The following is a 17,184-nucleotide window of genomic DNA, read 5'->3' as shown; positions in this document are numbered from 1 at the left end:
AATTTTTGCCATTTTGGGCCCTTTTAGCATATAATTAACGAGTCGATAAGTAATTTGTTAGGAGTTGTCATTAATGTTTACATGTTTCAAACCAACTTGGATGCTCAGTTCGATCTATGAGTTGACTCCTGCTGAAATTAAGCAAAGAGGAATTAAAGTTATCCTGACTGACCTTGATAATACCTTAATTGCTTGGAATAATCCTGAAGGAACTCCTGAATTGAGAAGGTGGCTTGATATTATGCAAGCAGAGTCAATTCCAATAATCGTAGTTTCGAATAACAGCAAAAAAAGAGTGGCTAAGGCAATGGAGCCATTTGGCTTGCCTTATATTTCAAGAGCACTCAAGCCTTTTTCTCGTGGAATTAATAAAGCAAAAAAAAGACTAAAATTAAAAGACAGTGAAATTATTCTTGTTGGCGACCAGCTGGTTACAGACATCGCAGCTGCAAATGCTGCTAATATCAGAAGTGTTTTAGTTAAACCAATTGTTGAAACTGATGCTTGGAATACTAAAATAAATCGTTTCTTTGAAAGAATAATCAAGAAGCATCTTAAAAAAAATAATGAGATAAAAGCATGGGGGCATTCTCTAGATGATTGAAAAATCAGAAAAATTGTACTGCGTTGGTTGCGGTGCACTGCTTCAAAGTAAGGATCAAGGTGCATCGGGGTATGTACCTGCTGCTGCGCTTAAAAAAAGGGATACTAATAAGGAATTATATTGCAGACGTTGTTTTCGCTTGCGTCACTATAATGAGGTTTCAGATGTTGAACTTACGGATGACGACTTTTTACGAGTTTTATCTCAAATTGGAGAAACAGATGCTTTAGTTGTGAATGTAGTTGATGTTTTTGATTTTAATGGTTCAATTATACCTGGGTTGCAACGTTTTGTCGGCAACAATCCGATTCTGATGGTTGGCAATAAGGAAGATCTTCTTCCCAAGTCTTTAAAACGTTCAAAGCTGCGTGATTGGCTTCGCCAGGAGGCAAATAAAATGGGACTGCGGCCAGTGGCAGTTTCCCTAGTAAGTGCAAAGAAAAGCTATGCTCTCGATGATCTGATGCAGACTATTGAAAAATATCGTCACGGTAGAGACGTTTATGTTGTTGGAGTAACGAACGTTGGGAAATCAACTTTGATTAACCAGATTATTAAGCAACAATTGGGAGTTTCTGAGTTAATAACTACTTCGCGTTTTCCAGGAACTACTCTTGACAAGATTGAAATTCCATTAGATGATGATCGATTCATGATAGACACACCTGGAATAATTCATAGTCAGCAAATGGCACATTATCTCAGTGCAGAAGATCTCGCAATTGTTTCACCACAAAAAGAAGTTAAACCCCGAGTATACCAGCTTGATGCTGGACAGACAATTTTCTTGGGAGCTTTAGCCCGTTTTGATTATCTTGCTGGAAAGAAGACTGGAATAGTTGTTTATGCTGATAATAATTTAATGCTTCACAGAACAAAAACAGAAAATGCAGAAGCATTTTATGACAGACACGCAGGGGAATTATTGCAGCCGCCATCTGGAGAGAAAGCGGCAGAACTGCCTTCTTTAGAACGTTTTGAATTCAAAGCCTCTCAAAAAAGTGATCTTGTATTTGCTGGTCTAGGCTGGATTACTGTGCCGGCCGAAGTGGCAGTTGCGGGCTGGGCACCAAAGGGAGTCGGTTTAAGTATTAGGCGTACGATGATATAAGGAGAAAAAATGTTAACAGGAAAACAAAAGAGATATTTAAAAGCACAGGCACATGGTATGCGCCCTATTTTTCAAATTGGCAAAGAGGGATTGACTGGGCAATGGTTTAAGCAGGTCATCAATGCACTTGACAAGCGTGAACTGTTAAAAGTAAATGTTCTTCAGGGTTCTTTGATCAATACGAAGGATGCAGGTACCTATATTGCAAATCATTCGGAAATTACAGTAGTGCAGGTGATTGGTCACGTGTTAGTACTTTATCGCAAATCTGAGCATGTTCAAAATCGCAATTTTTCAGTTGAATTGCAAAAAATTGTACAGATCAAGGAGTGAAAAGGTTGGCTGTAAAAACGCTTATTGAAAAAAGTGTGCAGGACATGCCGCAACTGAGTTCAAGTCGAAAAAAAAAGCGTGTGGGAATTCTAGGAGGAACTTTTAATCCCCCGCACCTTGGGCATTTGATAATTGCTGAGGAAGTTGCCGACCAGCTAGGGTTAGACAAGGTTTTATTTATACCGGATTCAACTCCGCCGCATGTCGACCATAAAGCTGCAGCTTCAGCTGCCAAAAGAAAAGCAATGGTAGAATTAAGCATTGCAGGAAATCCACGTTTTGAACTTAATACTTGTGAACTTGACCGTGGCGGAATTAGTTATACTTACGACACACTCCAAGAGTTGCGGTTGCGTCATCCAGACTGGGAGTATTACTTTATTATAGGCGGAGATATGGTTGCTTATTTACCTAAGTGGCACAAAATTAATGAACTGGTAAAATTAGTCCATCTTGTGGGAGTTGCACGTTCAGGGTATCCAAAAAAAAGTAATTATCCTATTTTATGGGTTGATGTTCCGTTAATTGAGATTAGTTCTACAGATATTCGTTGGCGAATACAGCATGGCTGTTCACTTAAATATCTTGTTTTGGACAGTGTGATTGACTATATTCGAAAAGAGGGCCTTTATCGTGTGTGAAATAGAGTACAAAAAGCATTATTATCCTAAAAGCAGAACGCAACTATTGACAGTTTTGAAAAATAGTCTCAGTCTTAAACGTTACCAGCATCTTTTGGGTGTAGAACAAGCTGCATTACGCTTGGCAAAATTGAATCATGAAGAGTTGGAAAAAGCCAGCGTAGCAGCACTTGTACATGATTACGCCAAAGAAAGAACGACAACGGAGTTTAAAAAAGTTATTTTGGAAAAAGGACTTGAACACGACTTGCTTAATTGGAACAATGTTATTTGGCATGGTGTTGTTGGTGCGCAGATCATTAAAGATGAGCTCAAAATTACAGACGAAGAAATTTTAAATGCTGTTAGAAAACATACTGTGGGAGCTGCAGATATGACTCGGTTAGATAAAATTATTTATGTGGCAGATTTTATTGAAAAAGGCCGAACATTTCCGGATGCTAAGCTTGCAAGAACAGTTGCCTATGCTGACTTAGACAGCGCGGTCTCTTTCGAAACCAAGCATACATTGCAGTACTTGATGTCTGCAAATAAAGTAATCTATCCAGCGGCAATTTTAACATATAATAAATGGGTCGTAGAAAACTAAAAAGGGGAATTAGATGGAAAGCAAAGAAATTTTAAAAGTTGTAGTTGAAGCAGCAGATGCAAAGAAAGCAGAAGAGATTGTGGCTCTCGACGTTCACAAAATCAGTTATTTAGCTGATTACTTTGTTATTATGCAAGCTGATTCAGCACGTCAGGTAAGAGCGATTGCTGATAATATCGAAGAAACAGTTGAAGAAGCAGGAATCAAAATTAAACAAATTGAAGGAAAAAATAGCGGAAATTGGATTTTGCTTGATCTTCATGATGTGGTTGTTCATGTTTTTAAAACAGAAACACGCCAATTTTATAATTTAGAAAAGCTTTGGCTTGAAGCTCCTCTGGTTGATCTTTCCGAGTGGGTTACAGAATAGGAGCAGCTAAAAACATGATCTATTCGAACTTTGCCCAGCTGTACGATGACCTTATGGAGCCAGCAATTTATGAAGAATGGGAGCAATTCATTGCCAGATTAACGGGTAAAAAAGATATGACGATCCTTGACCTGGCATGTGGTACGGGAAGAATGGCGGTAAAGTTAGCACAAGAAGGTTATACTGTGACAGGAGTGGATCTTTCGGATGAGATGCTTGCATTGGCTGATCAAAGAGCCCATTCACAAAAGCTGACCATTCCATTATTGCAGGCAAATATGACAGACTTAAGTGAACTTGCACAATTTGATATGGTCATAAGTTGTTTAGATTCGCTTTGTTATCTTCAAAATCCTCAAGAATTAAAAAGAGTCTTTTTACAAGTTGCTCAGCATCTGCCCGCTGGAGGGCTATTTGTTTTTGATGTGATTTCACCATATCAAACAGATAAGATTTATCCAGGATATACTTACAGCTATACAAATGATGAGCAAGCTTTTACATGGGAAAGTTACTCTGGAGAGCAGAGACATAGTGTAATTCATGACCTTAACTTTTTTGTGGAAGATAAAAAGACTAAGCAGTATGAAAGATTTACTGAAATTCATCACGAACGAACATATGAAGCTGACTATTACCTGAAGTTGCTGCTTGAAAGCGGCTTTTATAAGGCAAAAGTTTTTGGAAATTTTGGACGAGAAGAAATTAAAGAACAAACTACACGGTTTTTTTTCGTATGTCATAAGAAGTAGGGGGACCAATAATGGTTGTTGTAGGAATCATTGCTGAATATAATCCTTTTCACAATGGTCATCTTTACCAGCTTGAAGAGACGCGCAAGCTATTTCCGCGGGCAGTTTTTGTTGTAGTGATGAGTGGTAATTTTCTTGAACGTGGTGAACCGGCATGTGTAGACAAGTGGACTCGTGCAAATGAAGCTTTACACTGCGGAGTTGATCTTGTGGTTGAATTACCCGTTGCCTTTTGTGTTCAACCTGCTGATCGCTTTGCAACAGGAGCCGTTTTGCTGTTGAAGAAACTAGGGGTTCAGAAGCTGATTTTTGGAGCGGAACATGCCTCCTACAACTTTAAAAAGCTGGCACAGCAAGTTTCCGATGTACGGGGAGATTCTGTAAAATACAATGAATCTTTCGCTGCAGCGTATCAAAGGGCAGTGGAAAAGAAAGTTGGTCATGCAATAGACCAACCCAATGACCTTTTAGGTCTTGCTTATGCAAAGGCAAACCTGCAACTGGGTGATTTTCTTGAACTTATTCCTATTCAGCGTAAAGGGGCTTTTCACCATGACCTTTGTTTAGAAAAGGACCATAGTTTAGCCAGTGCTTCTGCAATTAGAGCACGTTTGGCAAAGGGGTCTATTAAGGAAATTGCGGCTTATGTACCGCAAATTACTAGTGTGGATTTTGCAACCAGGAAATTAATAACTTGGGCTGATTTTTGGCCATTATTGCGCTACCGTTTATTGACGGCTCCATATGAAGAGCTTCGGAACTTATATGATGTAACTGAAGGTTTGGAATATCGGATGAAACAGCAGGTACAAAAACTTCCTTTAGAAGCCGATTTTGAAGATTGGCTTGGTGCAGTCAAGTCAAAGAGGTATACCTACACACATCTTTCTCGGCTTGCTGTCATTGTTTTATTACAAGTAACCGAAGAAGAAGTAAAAAGTGTTTCTAAGAATCCGTATCTGCGCTTGCTTGGTTTTACACCGAAAGGGCAAAAATTTCTTCATAAGTTGAAAAAAAGAGCAGATATCCCGCTTATTACAAAAGCTTCTCAGAAACTGAGAAAAAAGTTTCTCAGTGTAGACTATCGTGCTGGATTAGTTTACGAACTTGCTTGTATGAGAGTGCAAGATCACGGTAAAGCACCTTTACGTATTACTGCTCCATCGCTGTCAAGGAAAAAACGTTGACATTGTTTTTTTTGACAGGTATAATCAAGTTTGTTGCATTAGGAGGAGATATTCAATGAAATGGTCTTTGAGTGAACTGCGTAAGGCCGGAACGGAACCGTTCTTAGTTGATGAAACCGTTGATATTTCGGAGTCTATCAAAAAACGTGACAGCAGAATTATCGCGATTTCTCCAGCACATGTTAAAGGCTATCTAGTAGTAGATAGCTCAGGCTTGCGCGGTTTATTTGAAATCAGTGCTACTCTGACATTACCCTCTACAAGATCAATGAAAGCAGTTGAGCTGCCATTGAAGTTTGAAATCAGTGAGTATTATATTGACTCTCGTGAAGATAATTTATCTCAGTTTGCTGCAGATGATGTTGTCATTACTGTTAAAGATGATTTACTTGATTTAGCTCAAGTTGCAGAGGATAATATTTTATTACAAATTCCTATGCGAATATTGACCTCTTCTGAACAAAGGGGAGCAGAGCCTTTGCCTCATGGTGAAAGTTGGAACGTAATCGAAGATGATCAGCACGTAGAGCGTAAAAATTCTTCTCAAATTGATCCGCGTTTGGCTAAGCTGAAAGATTTCTTTAAAAAGGATAACTGAAATCTTATTCGTACGGGTTGCTAAATATGCTAACAACAAGTACAATTTCTTTTGGTGATTAAAATATTTTGAAGGAGGTGTTTGTTGATGGCAGTACCAGCACGCAAAACATCAAAGATGCGTAAGAGATTACGCCGTACACATTACAAACTGCAAGTTCCAGGCATGAGTGCATGTCCTAACTGTGGTGAATTAAGAAGATCTCATCGTGTTTGCTCAAGTTGTGGTTACTACGGTGATAAAGAAGTTGTGAAAATCAAAAAATAATTAGTGCGGATTAAAAGTCGCTGCACTGCTTTTTTTAAACAGCTGATACGAGTGTTCTGACCAGGCGGTTCGGAATACTCTTTTTTTGTAATGTTTTTTATTTAAGTAGTGTGATTAAGTTGAGTATGTTAAAATTTATCGAGATGAGAAAGGAAGTTGCTGAATGGAAGTGCACAACGTCAGTTTAAAAATCAGTGCAGTGAAAAAAGAACAGTATCCAACTGAAGGTTATCCAGAGATCGCATTAGTGGGACGATCAAATGTAGGGAAATCATCTTTAGTCAATACTTTGATTAACCGCAGAAGTTATGCGCGAACTTCAAGTCAACCGGGTAAAACACAGACACTTAATTTTTATGAAGTCGAAAACCAGCTTTATTTTGTGGATGTACCTGGATATGGGTATGCTAGAGTTTCAAAAAAGGAACGGCAGAAGTGGGGGAAGATGATCGAAGAATATCTAACCCAAAGAGAAAAAATTCATGGTGTTGTTGTTTTAATTGACGGCAGGCATACTCCTATGCAGCTTGATCTTCAGATGATTAACTTTCTGCATTATTATGAATTGCCGCTTTTAATTGTTGCTACGAAGGTTGATAAAGTCCCACGCAGCAAATGGAATAAAATTGAAAAAGAGATTAGGCAGAAAATAGAATTTAAAAAACAAGACCATTTGGTGCTTTTTTCTGCTGTTGCTAAAACTGGTGTAAATGAAATTTGGAAATGGATTGAAAAAAGAGCAGATTTTTAATGAAGGAGATATATGAAGATGGAATTTGATGAATATCAAAAGGCGGCAACAAGAACTTTATATGGAAACGAACAAGTACTTACTAATTGTGCTCTTGGGTTGGCTGGAGAAAGTGGCCAACTGATTGATTTAGTAAAGAATTATACTTTTAAAGGGCAAAAACTGAATCGAGAGGAAATGGTTCACGAAATGGGAGATGTTTTATGGTATCTTTCCCAGATTGCTGCATGGGCAGATATTCCTTTTGACCAAGTTGCACAAGATAATATTGAAACACTTAATAAACGGTATCCGCATGGTTTTGCGCAGGATAAATGAAATATTACTATATTGTTGTACAATGGCTTAGTTGAAATAGTAGGTACAAAAAAAGCTCTTAACGAGCTTATTTTTTTTTGTCTTTAGTTTTATCTTCTTCATTATTTTTTGGATGTTTTTCTTCGCGTGGTTTTTTTGGGTCGAGGGCAAAATTCTTAAAAAGTTCATTAAGTTTATTCTGACTGTTTACAGTGAGTCCCATTGATAATCCTCCTATTATAATGCTCTAGTTATACGTTAAATAAAGCATACCAATTTTGAGACTATTTTTCAAATAAAGCGAAATTTATGCATGGAAAGACTGTTAAAATTTGTTTTATGCATAAAAATAATAAATTTACTATTTATATTGCATAATAATTCTTTAAATAGTATGATTTATTAAGTAAGCAAGAGAAAGTCAAGGAGATTATATTATGAAAGTAAAAAGTTTATGGCTATTTTTATGTGTGTTTGTGTTTGCGTTATTTATCCCTTTTCAGCATGTCAATGCTGCAAGTGATGGAAATCTGCAAAAAGTTAAGGACAAAGGAACGCTTGTAGTGGGAACAAGTGCTGATTATCCGCCTTATGAATTTACCGTTAAAGAAGGCGGTGAAACAAAGTACGTAGGGTTGGACATGGATATTGCAAAAAAATTTGCTGCTGATTTAGGTGTTAAACTAGTAATTAAGAACATGAATTTTGATTCTTTGCTGGTAGCCCTTGAAACGCACAAAGTTGATATGGTTATCTCAGGAATGAACCCAACACTTGAAAGACAGGAAAGTGTTGACTTCTCAAAGATCTATTATCGCGGGAAACAGTTTATGCTGATCAATAAAAAAGATACTGCTCGTTTTAAAAGTATTAAAAGTTTTAAGAATCAGACTATTGGTGCACAGACTGGCTCACTGCAATATACTTTGGTTAAGCAGCAGATGAAAAATAATGAAATAAAAGGCCTTGCTAAGTTAAATGACCTTGTAATTGCGTTGCAATCCGGAAAAGTAAACGCGGTAGCAATGGAAGAAGCGACTGCAAAGGCTTTTGCTAAGAATAATACCGGTTTAAAGGTGATTAATCCTCAATTTAAAGTCGATTCGAGCCAAACTGGTTCAGCGATTGCCTTTCCTAAGGGAGATACCAGTATGGTAGCTGCTGCTAATAGTACAATTAACAATATTAAAAAGCAGAATCTAATCAATAAAGAATATATTCCAAATGCTGGTAAATATATGGCTGGAAATACAAATAAGAATTCAATGCTGAATTATTGGACATATTTTGCAAAAGGAATTGAATATACCCTCTTAATAACGGTTGTTTCTGTTTTCTTTGGATTTGTACTTGGAGTTTTCTTTGCATTAATGCGCTTATCGCATAACAAGTTTCTTCATTGGCTGGCCGTTGCGTACATCGAATTTGTGCGTGGGACACCACTCATGGTTCAAGTTATGTTTGTTTATTTTGGAATTGGGACGTTAATCCAGTCTTTACCTGCTCTAATAGCTGGGATCATTGCAGTTTCGTTGAATTCCACAGCATACGTTGCTGAAGTTATCCGTTCGGGAATTGAATCAATTCCGACAGGCCAAACTGAAGCAGCACGCAGCTTAGGTTTGTCGCAGAAGCTGACGTACCGTTATGTAATCATTCCGCAGGCTTTGAAAAATATCTGGCCTGCCTTGGGCAATGAATTTATAACGTTAATTAAAGAAAGTTCAATCGTTTCTATCATCGGGGTAACTGATTTGATCTATCAAATGCAGTTAGTGCAATCTGCAACTTATAAAGGTGTGGTTCCTATCTTTATTGCAATGGTAATCTACTTCATAATGACATTCAGTTTGTCTAAAGTTTTAGGTTACTTTGAAGGGAGAATGAAACATGCTTAATTTAATTGAAGTTCGTAATTTAAAAAAAGCGTTTGGCACAAATATTGTTTTAAAAGATATCAATGAAACAGTTGAAAAGGGACAGGTTATCTGTGTTGTTGGTCCTTCCGGATCCGGCAAGAGTACTTTCTTACGCTGTTTAAATGTGTTAGAAGAACCGACTGAAGGACAGGTTTTGTTCGATGGCAAAGATTTAATACACCTGAATGAAGAAGAATTAAACGGGTTGCGTCAACGAATGGGAATGGTTTTTCAAAGTTTCAACCTTTTTCCTAATATGAGTGTGCTGGATAATGTTAAACTAGCGCCTTTACGTGTTAAGAAAGTGGGAGAAGAGAAAGCAACTGAAGATGCAAAAAAACTTCTTAAACAAGTTGGTCTAGAAGACAAGGCAGAACAGTATCCTGAAAGTCTTTCTGGAGGACAAATGCAGCGTGTAGCAATCGCACGTGCCTTAGCAATGGACCCAGAGGTTATGCTTTTTGATGAGCCCACTTCTGCACTCGATCCGGAAATGGTCGGAGAAGTGCTAAAAGTTATGCGTGATCTTGCTGATTCTGGGATGACTATGGTAGTTGTAACTCATGAAATGGGATTTGCTAAAGAAGTGGCTGATCAGATCTGGTTTATGGACGATGGATATATTCAAGAAAAAGGCAAACCGCAAGATTTTTTTACTGCACCAAAAACTGAAAGAGCACGTGCTTTTCTTTCAAAGATGCTCCAGTAAAAGAAACGTATTTTTGATTGTTGAAGGGCTATTAAACCCCGTCTTAAAATAAGATTGGAATACCTCGCAATTGTTAGCAGCTGAATTTTATTCAGTGCAGGTTAGCAATGCGAGGTGTTTTGTTTTACAAGCATTATTTAGAGATACAAAATGGCAAAACTTATTTTATTACCGGAATATTTTGGTGAAGAGTGATTATTTGGTATTATAATTGATAGATGTTAATTCTATATTGGTGAAGTTATTATGACGTTGCAGTCTATAATAAATTTTTGTTATTAACAGGATGAGGTGAAGTTACTAAATGGCAACGAAGCATATTGAAGATAAGTTGAAACTATTGCCGGGTTTGCCAGGTTGCTACATTATGAAGGATCTTAACAGCAAAATAATTTATGTTGGTAAGGCCAAGAATCTTAAAAATAGGGTACGTTCTTATTTTAAAAGTGCACATATCGGCAAAACTGCTAAACTGGTTTCAGAGATTCGAGACTTTGAAACGATTATTACCTCCACTGATAAGGAAGCTTTTTTACTTGAAATTACACTGATTCAAAGACATGAACCCTACTATAACATTCGTTTAAAAAAGGGAACTGGCTATCCATATATTAAAATTACCAGTGAAAGGGATCCGCAGCTGAAGATTGTCAGTCAGATCAAAAGAGACGGTGGTTCCTATTTTGGGCCTTATCCTAATGTATATGCAGCTGAGGAAACGATCCAGCTTCTTCAAAAAGTCTATCCGCTGCGCCGTTGCAATGGGTATCAAAAAAGACCATGTTTATATTACCATATGGGCCAATGTTTAGGAGCCTGTTTTAAAGATGTTCCTCAGGAAAAATACCAAAAGCAAATAAAAAAAATAAAATCTTTTTTGAACGGCAATGTGGGACGAATCAAAAGAACACTTGAAATAAAGATGGGTGAAGCAGCTGAAAAACTTGAGTTTGAAAGAGCGGCTGAACTAAGAGACCAGATTCACTATGTTGAAGTAACTGTAGAGAGGCAAAAAATTATTTCTAATGATAATACCCCGCGGGATTTATTTAACTTTTATATGGATAAAGGCTGGATCTCTATTCAGATTTTCTTCATTAGGCAAGCGAGGCTGATTAAACGTGAAAAACGATTGTTTCCTTGTATTGATACTCCAGAAGAGGAACTTGAGTCATTTATCTTACAGTTTTACAACCAGAAAAACAGGGTCTTGCCTAAAGAGGTCTTTGTACCGAGTGGAATTGAACGGGGGGTTCTTTCAGAAATTTTAAACAGGTCTGTAAAAACACCACAGCGTGGTGCCAAACGTAACCTGTTGCTACTAGCACGTCAAAATGCAAAACTGATTTTGGATGAAAAATTCCGACTCTTAGAACTTGATGACCGTAAGACCAGCGGGGCAATGGAAGAAATTACAAAGGCTTTGCATTTGCCAGCCGGACACCGGATCGAAGCATTTGACCATTCCCATTTGCAAGGTGCAGATCCGGTGTCAGCAATGGTATGTTTCATTGATGGCCGTCCTGAAAAAGATCAGTATCGTAAATATAAACTCAAAACGGTCAGCCACGCTGATGAAGCTGCAAGTACACGAGAAGTAATCCGACGCAGATACGTCCGTTTATTAAAAGAAAAAGCTCAGCTGCCTGATTTAATTTTGATGGATGGCGGAATTGTTCAAGTAGAGGCTGTAATTGATGTTTTGCAAAATGAATTAAGTCTTGCTATTCCAGTAGCCGGCATGGTTAAAGATGAACATCATAAAACGGCAGCGCTAATGAATTCTAATTTTCAAAAAGTTACTTTGGATCCTAAAAGTGAAGGCTTTTACTTGTTACAGCGTATTCAAGATGAGGTTCACCGTTTTGCAATTACATTTCACCGTAAGTCGCATTCTAGAAATTCACTTTCTTCTCGGTTAGATTTAATTCCAGGGGTTGGTCCGAAATCACGTACGAAGCTTTTACGAAAGTTTGGTTCAATGAAAAAAATCACTGAGGCACCAATTAACGAAATCCAATCTTTAGGGATTTCAAAAAAGGTTGCTCAGATGATTAAATTGAGTTTCAACTAAACACAAATTGTGTTAATGGCTGTTAAGCTCATTCGGCTGTTGGGGTTCATAATCAATATCCCAAGGTTCAACATGGACATCTGTATCAAAAACACCGTATTTGCGCCGCAACAGACTTTCGATTTTTTCAGTAATATGATGGCTTTGACGAACGGTCATTTGAGGATCTACCCAGATAATAATGTCAATAAAAATGTTTGCACCATAGGAGCGTCCTTGAATATTGTGAACGAGTTCCACTCCTGGTATTTTTTGGACCGCTGCAGTGTATTCATCAAGCAGATCATCATCAAAGCCATCTGAAAGTGAAAAAGCACTTGCAGAAAAAATGTTGTATGCAGTTTTTAAAATTAAAAGACCAATAATAAGCGCAGCCAAACCATCGAGCCAAGGCATGCTGAAATTAGCACCAATAATAGCAGCTGTTGTACTGAAACTTGTCCATGCGTCATTTCGGCTGTCTTTGGCAATTGCGGCCAGTGCCTCGGAATGGATTGCCGCAGCACGTTTGGTATTACGCAGGTAGATGATGTACATTACACATCCGCTAAAGAGGCCTACAAAAAGAGCATGGATATCTGGAATAGAACTTTCTTGCAGAAAAAGATCTCGGATGGATGAATAAAGAACGCTTAATCCCACAAGCAGCATGATAAGTGAAGTGAGCAGCGTAGCGATTGTTTCAGCTTTCCAGTGGCCATATTGATGATGTTCATCAGGTGGCCGTCTGGCTAACCGAAGTCCTACCATAATGGCACAAGAAGAAAAAATATCAGTTAAATTGTTTGAACCATCGGCAAGCAAGGTAGCAGAATGGCTGAGCTGGCCTACAACTAGTTTTAAAAGTGTTAAGACGATATACGCAGTAATATTGAGGAGTACGCCTCTTTGCGCAATTTTTAGGTTTTGATATCGCTCTTGCATTTTGAACGCTCCTTGATCAAAAATTGCTGTTAATTTTTTGAATTATCTATAATAGGTAAATTATAAAGGATTTTACTATTAAAGCAAATGAAGGCGTTTTTCAAGGTTTTGACCGGCTGCAAAAAAACTGGTATAGTGAGGTCTGGTAGTTTTCAGGACAGATGAGAGAATTTCATTTTTTCTTTTTTTCTTGGAAGTTAGTTGGTACTCAACCAAATAGTTAGTTATTGGTTATTTTTACATCTGAAGAGGAAGAATGGTGAGAAAAAGTGGCATTTGTTGATCAAGTTAAGATTAATATAAAAGCCGGAAACGGCGGTAATGGGATGGTAGCATTTCGCAGAGAAAAGTATGTTCCTAATGGTGGACCGGCTGGCGGTGATGGTGGAAAGGGCGGCAGTGTGATTTTGAAAGTTGATGAGGGTCTAAGGACTCTGATGGATTTTCGTTATCATCGCCATTTTAAAGCTAAAAATGGCGGCAACGGTATGATTAAAGGAATGTACGGCCGTGGGGCAGAGAATCTGTATGTTTCTGTACCTGAAGGAACAACTGTCTCAGATGAAACGACTGGAGAAGTTTTAGGCGATCTGTTGCATGAAGGTGACGAACTTGTGGTTGCTAAGGGTGGCCGTGGTGGCCGTGGCAATATCCATTTTGCAAGTCCCAAAAATCCAGCTCCCGAAATTGCTGAAAATGGGGAACCGGGTGTTGAAAAAGTTCTAAAACTTGAATTGAAAGTTCTTGCGGATGTTGGCTTAGTTGGTTTCCCTTCGGTAGGCAAGTCTACTTTGCTTGCAGCAGTGACAAGTGCCAAACCCAAAGTTGCTGCGTATCACTTTACAACACTTGTTCCTAACCTTGGAATGGTTCGCTTGGATGATGGACGTGATTTTGTTATGGCTGATCTGCCTGGTTTGATTGAAGGTGCTTCCCAAGGTGTTGGCCTTGGAATTCAATTTTTACGGCACGTTGAAAGAACCCGCGTTCTTTTGCATTTAATAGATATGAGCGGATTTGATGGTCGTGATGCATACGATGATTTTATTAAAATCAACCAAGAGTTGAAGCAATATGACGAATCGTTGTTAGACAGATCTCAAATTGTAGTTGCAAGCAAGATGGATCTTCCTACAGCGGCCGAAAATTTACAGACTTTTAAGAAAAAAATGAAAAAGCAGCAGATATTAACTGTTCAGCCTGAAATTCTTGAGATTTCTTCGGTTACACGACAAGGCTTGCAGGAATTATTAATAAAAACCGTTACTTTGCTGGATAAAACGCCGGTATTTCCAACTCTTGCTCAGAGAGTACAGACAACTGAGGGTAAAATGTATCAGTTTGATGGAGATAAACAATCCGACTTTGAAATTACGCGTGAACCTGATGCAACTTGGGTTCTTAGCGGAGATAAACTTGAAAGGCTCTTTAAAATGACTAATTTTGAGCATGAGGAAAGTATTATGCGCTTTGCTCGTCAATTACGCGGTATGGGAGTAGACGATGCTTTGCGGGCGCGTGGAGCAAAAGCAGGAGATCATGTCAGAATTGGTAAATTTACTTTTGAATTTGTAGATTGACGGGCAATTAACGTTTTTGAGGTTGATATAAAATGGAAGCAAATAGAAAAAAAAGACGTTACATCACTGGGTTCGATGGTATTAGGTCTCTGGCCGTCGTTGCAGTGATCTTGTATCATCTAGTTCCATATGATATTCAAGGGGGTTACCTTGGAGTTCCGATTTTTTTCGTTCTTTCAGGCTACCTGATCACGGATATTTTGAATGCAGAAATCCGCAAATCTGGTAAAGTGAATGTTTGGAACTTTTACAAAAAAAGGATGAAGCGTCTTTATCCAGCGCTTGTGGCGATGGTAATCGGCACAAGTGCGTACATTACTCTTTTTCAGCGTGATATGCTGCAAAACATCAGGCAAACGATTATTGCTAATTTGGTATACGTTTATAACTGGGTGCAGGTCAGACAAGGACAGTCTTATTTTGACCGTTTTGGGCCACAAGCCCCTTTTACTCACTTGTGGTCACTTTCAATTGAAGGCCAGTTTTATTTGTTCTGGCCGTTAATTCTAACGGTATTATGGGTTTTACTGCGTAAAAAGCAGCCGGTGTTTGATGTTATTTTTATAGTTGCTTTTATTTCGGCACTGATGATGGCTTTATTATACCGACAGGGCCAAGATCCTTCACGAATCTATTTTGGGACAGACACCCGAATGTTTGCAATTTTGTTAGGGGCAGCATTATCTATCCTTTGGCCAAGCGGAAGCTTGAAAAGCAATTTAAATAAAAAGGGACGCTGGTTTCTTGACATGATTGGAACTTTGTCCTTGGCGTTAATTATTTTAATGTTTTTCAATATGCCTGGCGAAAGTGAACTGACATATCGCGGCGGGATGTTTTTTTTCACTGTCATTGCTACTCTCTTTGTTGCAACGGTTGCACACCCTGGGGCTGATATGAATAGCGTGATGTCAAATCCGCTATTCACATGGCTGGGTAAGAGGAGTTATGGTATCTACTTGTATCAGTTTCCGGTAATGATTTTTTATGAAGCCAGAGTAACTAACATAGCTGATCATCCTTGGATCCATAGTTTAATTGAAATCACAATTATAATTTTAATCAGTCACATTTCATATGTATATTTAGAATTACCATTGCAACATTTTGATTATAGTCAAACAAAGAGAGTCGTCACCGAATTTCTAAAAAGAAATTCACGGTATGGCTGGCAGCGTTTATGGGTGTTTGCAGGATTAATCTTAGGGGTGCTTGCTTTGGCAGGAGCCGTCACAGAGCCTTCCGCATCAACTAATAAAAATTCACAGCAGCTAAAGCAGGTAATTGAAAAAAATCAGCGGACTGTTGCGCGCGGTAATTCACTTGAACAAAAAAAAGATGTTACTTCAAAAAAAGTTGCAAAATCCGCAGCATCACAAAGTACTTCTAGTTCTCAGGCTCAGAGCTCTTCGTCTGAAAATACGAATGCAAAGCCTTATGATTTGAGCGAAATTCAAAAACAGCAAGCACAAAAGCTTAGCATCACTGCAGTTGGAGATTCGGTAATGGCAGATGGGTCAGCCAAGCTGCAAGAAATTTTCCCACAGATGTATATAGATGCACAAGTTGGACGGCAAGCACGAGATGCAATTGCCGTTTTGCAGAGTCTCGCACAAAAGGGGCGGCTTGCTAATGTTGTTTTGATTAGTTTAGGAACAAATGGGCCATTTTCAGATGATGAACTGAGTCAAATTATGAGTGCTGTGGGGAACAGACAGGTGTTTTGGATCAATACACATGTTCCTACAAGACGTTGGCAAAATCAGGTTAATGATTCTTTGAAGACTGCTGCTACTAAGTATCACAACCTTAAGGTCATTGATTGGTACGGTTATAGTAATAATCATTCAGACTGGTTTTATGAAGATAATGTCCATCCAAATGAATATGGACTTAATTACTACAGTTCTTATATTGCAAAGGAGATTCTTGAGCACTCTTAAGCACATCATTAAGCTTTAAAATCAAGTTGAAAGATCCGGTGTTGTTTTTGAATCTATCCGGGTCTTTTTATTTTCTCGTTATCCTCGTTTTGCGAAAGACCATTGATTATGAGTTGATTGCTAGAAAACTTATAGCCGAAAACTGGGTAGTTAATGTTATTTTGACGTACAAAAACTTTCGTTTTAGGGTTTATTTGAGGCTTATTTTTCAATAATAGGAAAATATTTTCTAGCGTAAGAGTTGTGTCGCTTTTACTTGCAGTTAAAAGTAATAGTGTTTGTCTATTTTCAATTTTAAGAGTGTGAAGAGGAACTACTTCTTGTTGATCTAATTGAAAGAAAAGTTTGAGATTAATATTCAAACCAGCAGTGAGAATTTGCAAGTCAGAGAGATACATAAGTCACCTTCTTTTGGTCTTTATCATTTTATTATAGTGGGTGATATTTTTACAAACAAGGTAGTTTACTTTAAATTAATATAGTGACACCTAGGTTTTTGATGTTAAAATAAAAAAAGGTATGATTAATTTTGAGC

General features: G+C 38.1%; 20 protein-coding genes. 17 read left to right on the top strand and 3 right to left on the bottom strand.

Annotated elements, in window-relative coordinates; translation table 11 throughout:
- Nucleotides 1-73: 73 nt before the first annotated feature.
- The 12 genes from FD46_RS08345 to FD46_RS08290 all read left to right on the top strand — a co-directional run bounded on the left by FD46_RS08345 (nucleotide 74) and on the right by FD46_RS08290 (nucleotide 7,521).
- Nucleotides 74-604: a YqeG family HAD IIIA-type phosphatase gene (locus FD46_RS08345; protein ID WP_057896692.1), complete on the top strand. Its 531-nt coding sequence runs from the start codon at nucleotides 74-76 to the stop codon at nucleotides 602-604.
- The gene (yqeH, locus tag FD46_RS08340) at nucleotides 597-1,715 is read left to right on the top strand and encodes a ribosome biogenesis GTPase YqeH (protein WP_057896691.1); all 1,119 of its coding nucleotides are present in this window, start codon (nucleotides 597-599) and stop codon (nucleotides 1,713-1,715) included. Before FD46_RS08345 ends, yqeH begins: the two co-directional genes overlap by 8 nt.
- A gap of 9 nt (nucleotides 1,716-1,724) precedes the next feature.
- Nucleotides 1,725-2,048, top strand: a complete 324-nt coding sequence (gene yhbY / locus FD46_RS08335) for a ribosome assembly RNA-binding protein YhbY (protein ID WP_057896690.1) — start codon at nucleotides 1,725-1,727, stop codon at nucleotides 2,046-2,048.
- Nucleotides 2,049-2,092: 44 nt separating this feature from the next.
- Nucleotides 2,093-2,689 carry a nicotinate-nucleotide adenylyltransferase gene (locus tag FD46_RS08330; RefSeq protein WP_057896876.1) on the top strand — a complete coding sequence of 199 codons (597 nt, stop codon included), beginning with the start codon at nucleotides 2,093-2,095 and terminating at the stop codon, nucleotides 2,687-2,689.
- Nucleotides 2,682-3,278 carry a bis(5'-nucleosyl)-tetraphosphatase (symmetrical) YqeK gene (gene yqeK, locus FD46_RS08325; RefSeq protein WP_057896689.1) on the top strand — a complete coding sequence of 199 codons (597 nt, stop codon included), beginning with the start codon at nucleotides 2,682-2,684 and terminating at the stop codon, nucleotides 3,276-3,278. Before FD46_RS08330 ends, yqeK begins: the two co-directional genes overlap by 8 nt.
- A gap of 13 nt (nucleotides 3,279-3,291) precedes the next feature.
- Nucleotides 3,292-3,648 (top strand): ribosome silencing factor, encoded by a 357-nt coding sequence (rsfS, locus tag FD46_RS08320; protein WP_057896688.1) that lies wholly within the window; start codon nucleotides 3,292-3,294, stop codon nucleotides 3,646-3,648.
- 14 nt (nucleotides 3,649-3,662) lie between these two features.
- Nucleotides 3,663-4,400 (top strand): class I SAM-dependent DNA methyltransferase, encoded by a 738-nt coding sequence (locus FD46_RS08315; protein WP_057896687.1) that lies wholly within the window; start codon nucleotides 3,663-3,665, stop codon nucleotides 4,398-4,400.
- Between the two features lie 11 nt (nucleotides 4,401-4,411).
- Nucleotides 4,412-5,587: a nucleotidyltransferase gene (locus tag FD46_RS08310; protein ID WP_057896686.1), complete on the top strand. Its 1,176-nt coding sequence runs from the start codon at nucleotides 4,412-4,414 to the stop codon at nucleotides 5,585-5,587.
- A 55-nt stretch (nucleotides 5,588-5,642) separates the two neighbouring features.
- Nucleotides 5,643-6,185 (top strand): YceD family protein, encoded by a 543-nt coding sequence (locus FD46_RS08305; RefSeq protein ID WP_057896685.1) that lies wholly within the window; start codon nucleotides 5,643-5,645, stop codon nucleotides 6,183-6,185.
- An 87-nt stretch (nucleotides 6,186-6,272) separates the two neighbouring features.
- Nucleotides 6,273-6,452, top strand: coding sequence for a 50S ribosomal protein L32 (gene rpmF, locus FD46_RS08300; protein WP_056959905.1), 180 nt, complete (start codon nucleotides 6,273-6,275; stop codon nucleotides 6,450-6,452).
- Nucleotides 6,453-6,615: 163 nt separating this feature from the next.
- Nucleotides 6,616-7,203 (top strand): ribosome biogenesis GTP-binding protein YihA/YsxC, encoded by a 588-nt coding sequence (gene yihA, locus FD46_RS08295; RefSeq protein WP_057896684.1) that lies wholly within the window; start codon nucleotides 6,616-6,618, stop codon nucleotides 7,201-7,203.
- Between the two features lie 18 nt (nucleotides 7,204-7,221).
- Nucleotides 7,222-7,521 carry a nucleoside triphosphate pyrophosphohydrolase family protein gene (locus FD46_RS08290; RefSeq protein WP_057896683.1) on the top strand — a complete coding sequence of 100 codons (300 nt, stop codon included), beginning with the start codon at nucleotides 7,222-7,224 and terminating at the stop codon, nucleotides 7,519-7,521.
- A gap of 67 nt (nucleotides 7,522-7,588) precedes the next feature.
- Here FD46_RS08290 and FD46_RS10685 read toward each other — a convergent pair whose 3' ends face one another.
- Nucleotides 7,589-7,723 (bottom strand): SPJ_0845 family protein, encoded by a 135-nt coding sequence (locus FD46_RS10685; RefSeq protein WP_268872849.1) that lies wholly within the window; start codon nucleotides 7,721-7,723, stop codon nucleotides 7,589-7,591.
- A 214-nt stretch (nucleotides 7,724-7,937) separates the two neighbouring features.
- On the opposite strand from FD46_RS10685, the gene FD46_RS08285 reads away from it, so the two are divergent.
- The 3 genes from FD46_RS08285 (at nucleotide 7,938) to uvrC (ending at nucleotide 12,202) form a co-directional block, all read left to right on the top strand.
- Nucleotides 7,938-9,398, top strand: a complete 1,461-nt coding sequence (locus FD46_RS08285) for an ABC transporter substrate-binding protein/permease (protein WP_157047104.1) — start codon at nucleotides 7,938-7,940, stop codon at nucleotides 9,396-9,398.
- Complete coding sequence (locus FD46_RS08280) at nucleotides 9,391-10,128, top strand: amino acid ABC transporter ATP-binding protein (protein ID WP_057896681.1); 738 nt, start codon at nucleotides 9,391-9,393, stop codon at nucleotides 10,126-10,128. Before FD46_RS08285 ends, FD46_RS08280 begins: the two co-directional genes overlap by 8 nt.
- Nucleotides 10,129-10,432: 304 nt before the next feature.
- The gene (gene uvrC / locus FD46_RS08275) at nucleotides 10,433-12,202 is read left to right on the top strand and encodes an excinuclease ABC subunit UvrC (protein ID WP_057896680.1); all 1,770 of its coding nucleotides are present in this window, start codon (nucleotides 10,433-10,435) and stop codon (nucleotides 12,200-12,202) included.
- Between the two features lie 12 nt (nucleotides 12,203-12,214).
- On the opposite strand, the gene FD46_RS08270 is transcribed toward uvrC, so the two are convergent.
- Complete coding sequence (locus FD46_RS08270) at nucleotides 12,215-13,126, bottom strand: cation diffusion facilitator family transporter (protein WP_057896679.1); 912 nt, start codon at nucleotides 13,124-13,126, stop codon at nucleotides 12,215-12,217.
- Nucleotides 13,127-13,452: 326 nt separating this feature from the next.
- Here FD46_RS08270 and obgE point away from each other — a divergent pair, with 326 nt between their 5' ends.
- A complete protein-coding gene (obgE, locus tag FD46_RS08265; protein WP_057896875.1) occupies nucleotides 13,453-14,706 on the top strand; it encodes a GTPase ObgE in 1,254 nt (417 codons plus the stop codon).
- 32 nt (nucleotides 14,707-14,738) lie between these two features.
- On the top strand, nucleotides 14,739-16,649 hold the full coding sequence (locus FD46_RS08260) for an acyltransferase family protein (protein WP_057896678.1): 1,911 nt from the start codon (nucleotides 14,739-14,741) through the stop codon (nucleotides 16,647-16,649).
- Between the two features lie 53 nt (nucleotides 16,650-16,702).
- On the opposite strand, the gene FD46_RS08255 is transcribed toward FD46_RS08260, so the two are convergent.
- The gene (locus FD46_RS08255; RefSeq protein ID WP_057896677.1) at nucleotides 16,703-17,047 is read right to left on the bottom strand and encodes a hypothetical protein; all 345 of its coding nucleotides are present in this window, start codon (nucleotides 17,045-17,047) and stop codon (nucleotides 16,703-16,705) included.
- Nucleotides 17,048-17,184: the final 137 nt, after the last annotated feature.

Origin of the sequence: Liquorilactobacillus oeni DSM 19972, assembly GCF_001436275.1 — a bacterium.
GTDB classification, from domain to species: Bacteria; Bacillota; Bacilli; order Lactobacillales; family Lactobacillaceae; genus Liquorilactobacillus; species Liquorilactobacillus oeni.
This window is presented reverse-complemented; position numbering and strand designations above follow the sequence as displayed.

Excerpts from the sequence above, each read along its gene's own strand:
- FD46_RS08345 (WP_057896692.1), top strand. The coding sequence starts at position 74 with ATGTTTACATGTTTCAAACCAACTTGGATGCTCAGTTCGATCTATGAG.
- yqeH (WP_057896691.1), top strand. The coding sequence starts at position 597 with ATGATTGAAAAATCAGAAAAATTGTACTGCGTTGGTTGCGGTGCACTG.
- yhbY (WP_057896690.1), top strand. The coding sequence starts at position 1,725 with ATGTTAACAGGAAAACAAAAGAGATATTTAAAAGCACAGGCACATGGT.
- FD46_RS08330 (WP_057896876.1), top strand. The coding sequence starts at position 2,093 with ATGCCGCAACTGAGTTCAAGTCGAAAAAAAAAGCGTGTGGGAATTCTA.
- rsfS (WP_057896688.1), top strand. The coding sequence starts at position 3,292 with ATGGAAAGCAAAGAAATTTTAAAAGTTGTAGTTGAAGCAGCAGATGCA.
- FD46_RS08315 (WP_057896687.1), top strand. The coding sequence starts at position 3,663 with ATGATCTATTCGAACTTTGCCCAGCTGTACGATGACCTTATGGAGCCA.
- FD46_RS08310 (WP_057896686.1), top strand. The coding sequence starts at position 4,412 with ATGGTTGTTGTAGGAATCATTGCTGAATATAATCCTTTTCACAATGGT.
- FD46_RS08305 (WP_057896685.1), top strand. The coding sequence starts at position 5,643 with ATGAAATGGTCTTTGAGTGAACTGCGTAAGGCCGGAACGGAACCGTTC.
- rpmF (WP_056959905.1), top strand. The coding sequence starts at position 6,273 with ATGGCAGTACCAGCACGCAAAACATCAAAGATGCGTAAGAGATTACGC.
- yihA (WP_057896684.1), top strand. The coding sequence starts at position 6,616 with ATGGAAGTGCACAACGTCAGTTTAAAAATCAGTGCAGTGAAAAAAGAA.
- FD46_RS08290 (WP_057896683.1), top strand. The coding sequence starts at position 7,222 with ATGGAATTTGATGAATATCAAAAGGCGGCAACAAGAACTTTATATGGA.
- FD46_RS10685 (WP_268872849.1), bottom strand. The coding sequence starts at position 7,723 with ATGGGACTCACTGTAAACAGTCAGAATAAACTTAATGAACTTTTTAAG.
- FD46_RS08285 (WP_157047104.1), top strand. The coding sequence starts at position 7,938 with ATGAAAGTAAAAAGTTTATGGCTATTTTTATGTGTGTTTGTGTTTGCG.
- FD46_RS08280 (WP_057896681.1), top strand. The coding sequence starts at position 9,391 with ATGCTTAATTTAATTGAAGTTCGTAATTTAAAAAAAGCGTTTGGCACA.
- uvrC (WP_057896680.1), top strand. The coding sequence starts at position 10,433 with ATGGCAACGAAGCATATTGAAGATAAGTTGAAACTATTGCCGGGTTTG.
- FD46_RS08270 (WP_057896679.1), bottom strand. The coding sequence starts at position 13,126 with ATGCAAGAGCGATATCAAAACCTAAAAATTGCGCAAAGAGGCGTACTC.
- obgE (WP_057896875.1), top strand. The coding sequence starts at position 13,453 with ATGGTAGCATTTCGCAGAGAAAAGTATGTTCCTAATGGTGGACCGGCT.
- FD46_RS08260 (WP_057896678.1), top strand. The coding sequence starts at position 14,739 with ATGGAAGCAAATAGAAAAAAAAGACGTTACATCACTGGGTTCGATGGT.
- FD46_RS08255 (WP_057896677.1), bottom strand. The coding sequence starts at position 17,047 with ATGTATCTCTCTGACTTGCAAATTCTCACTGCTGGTTTGAATATTAAT.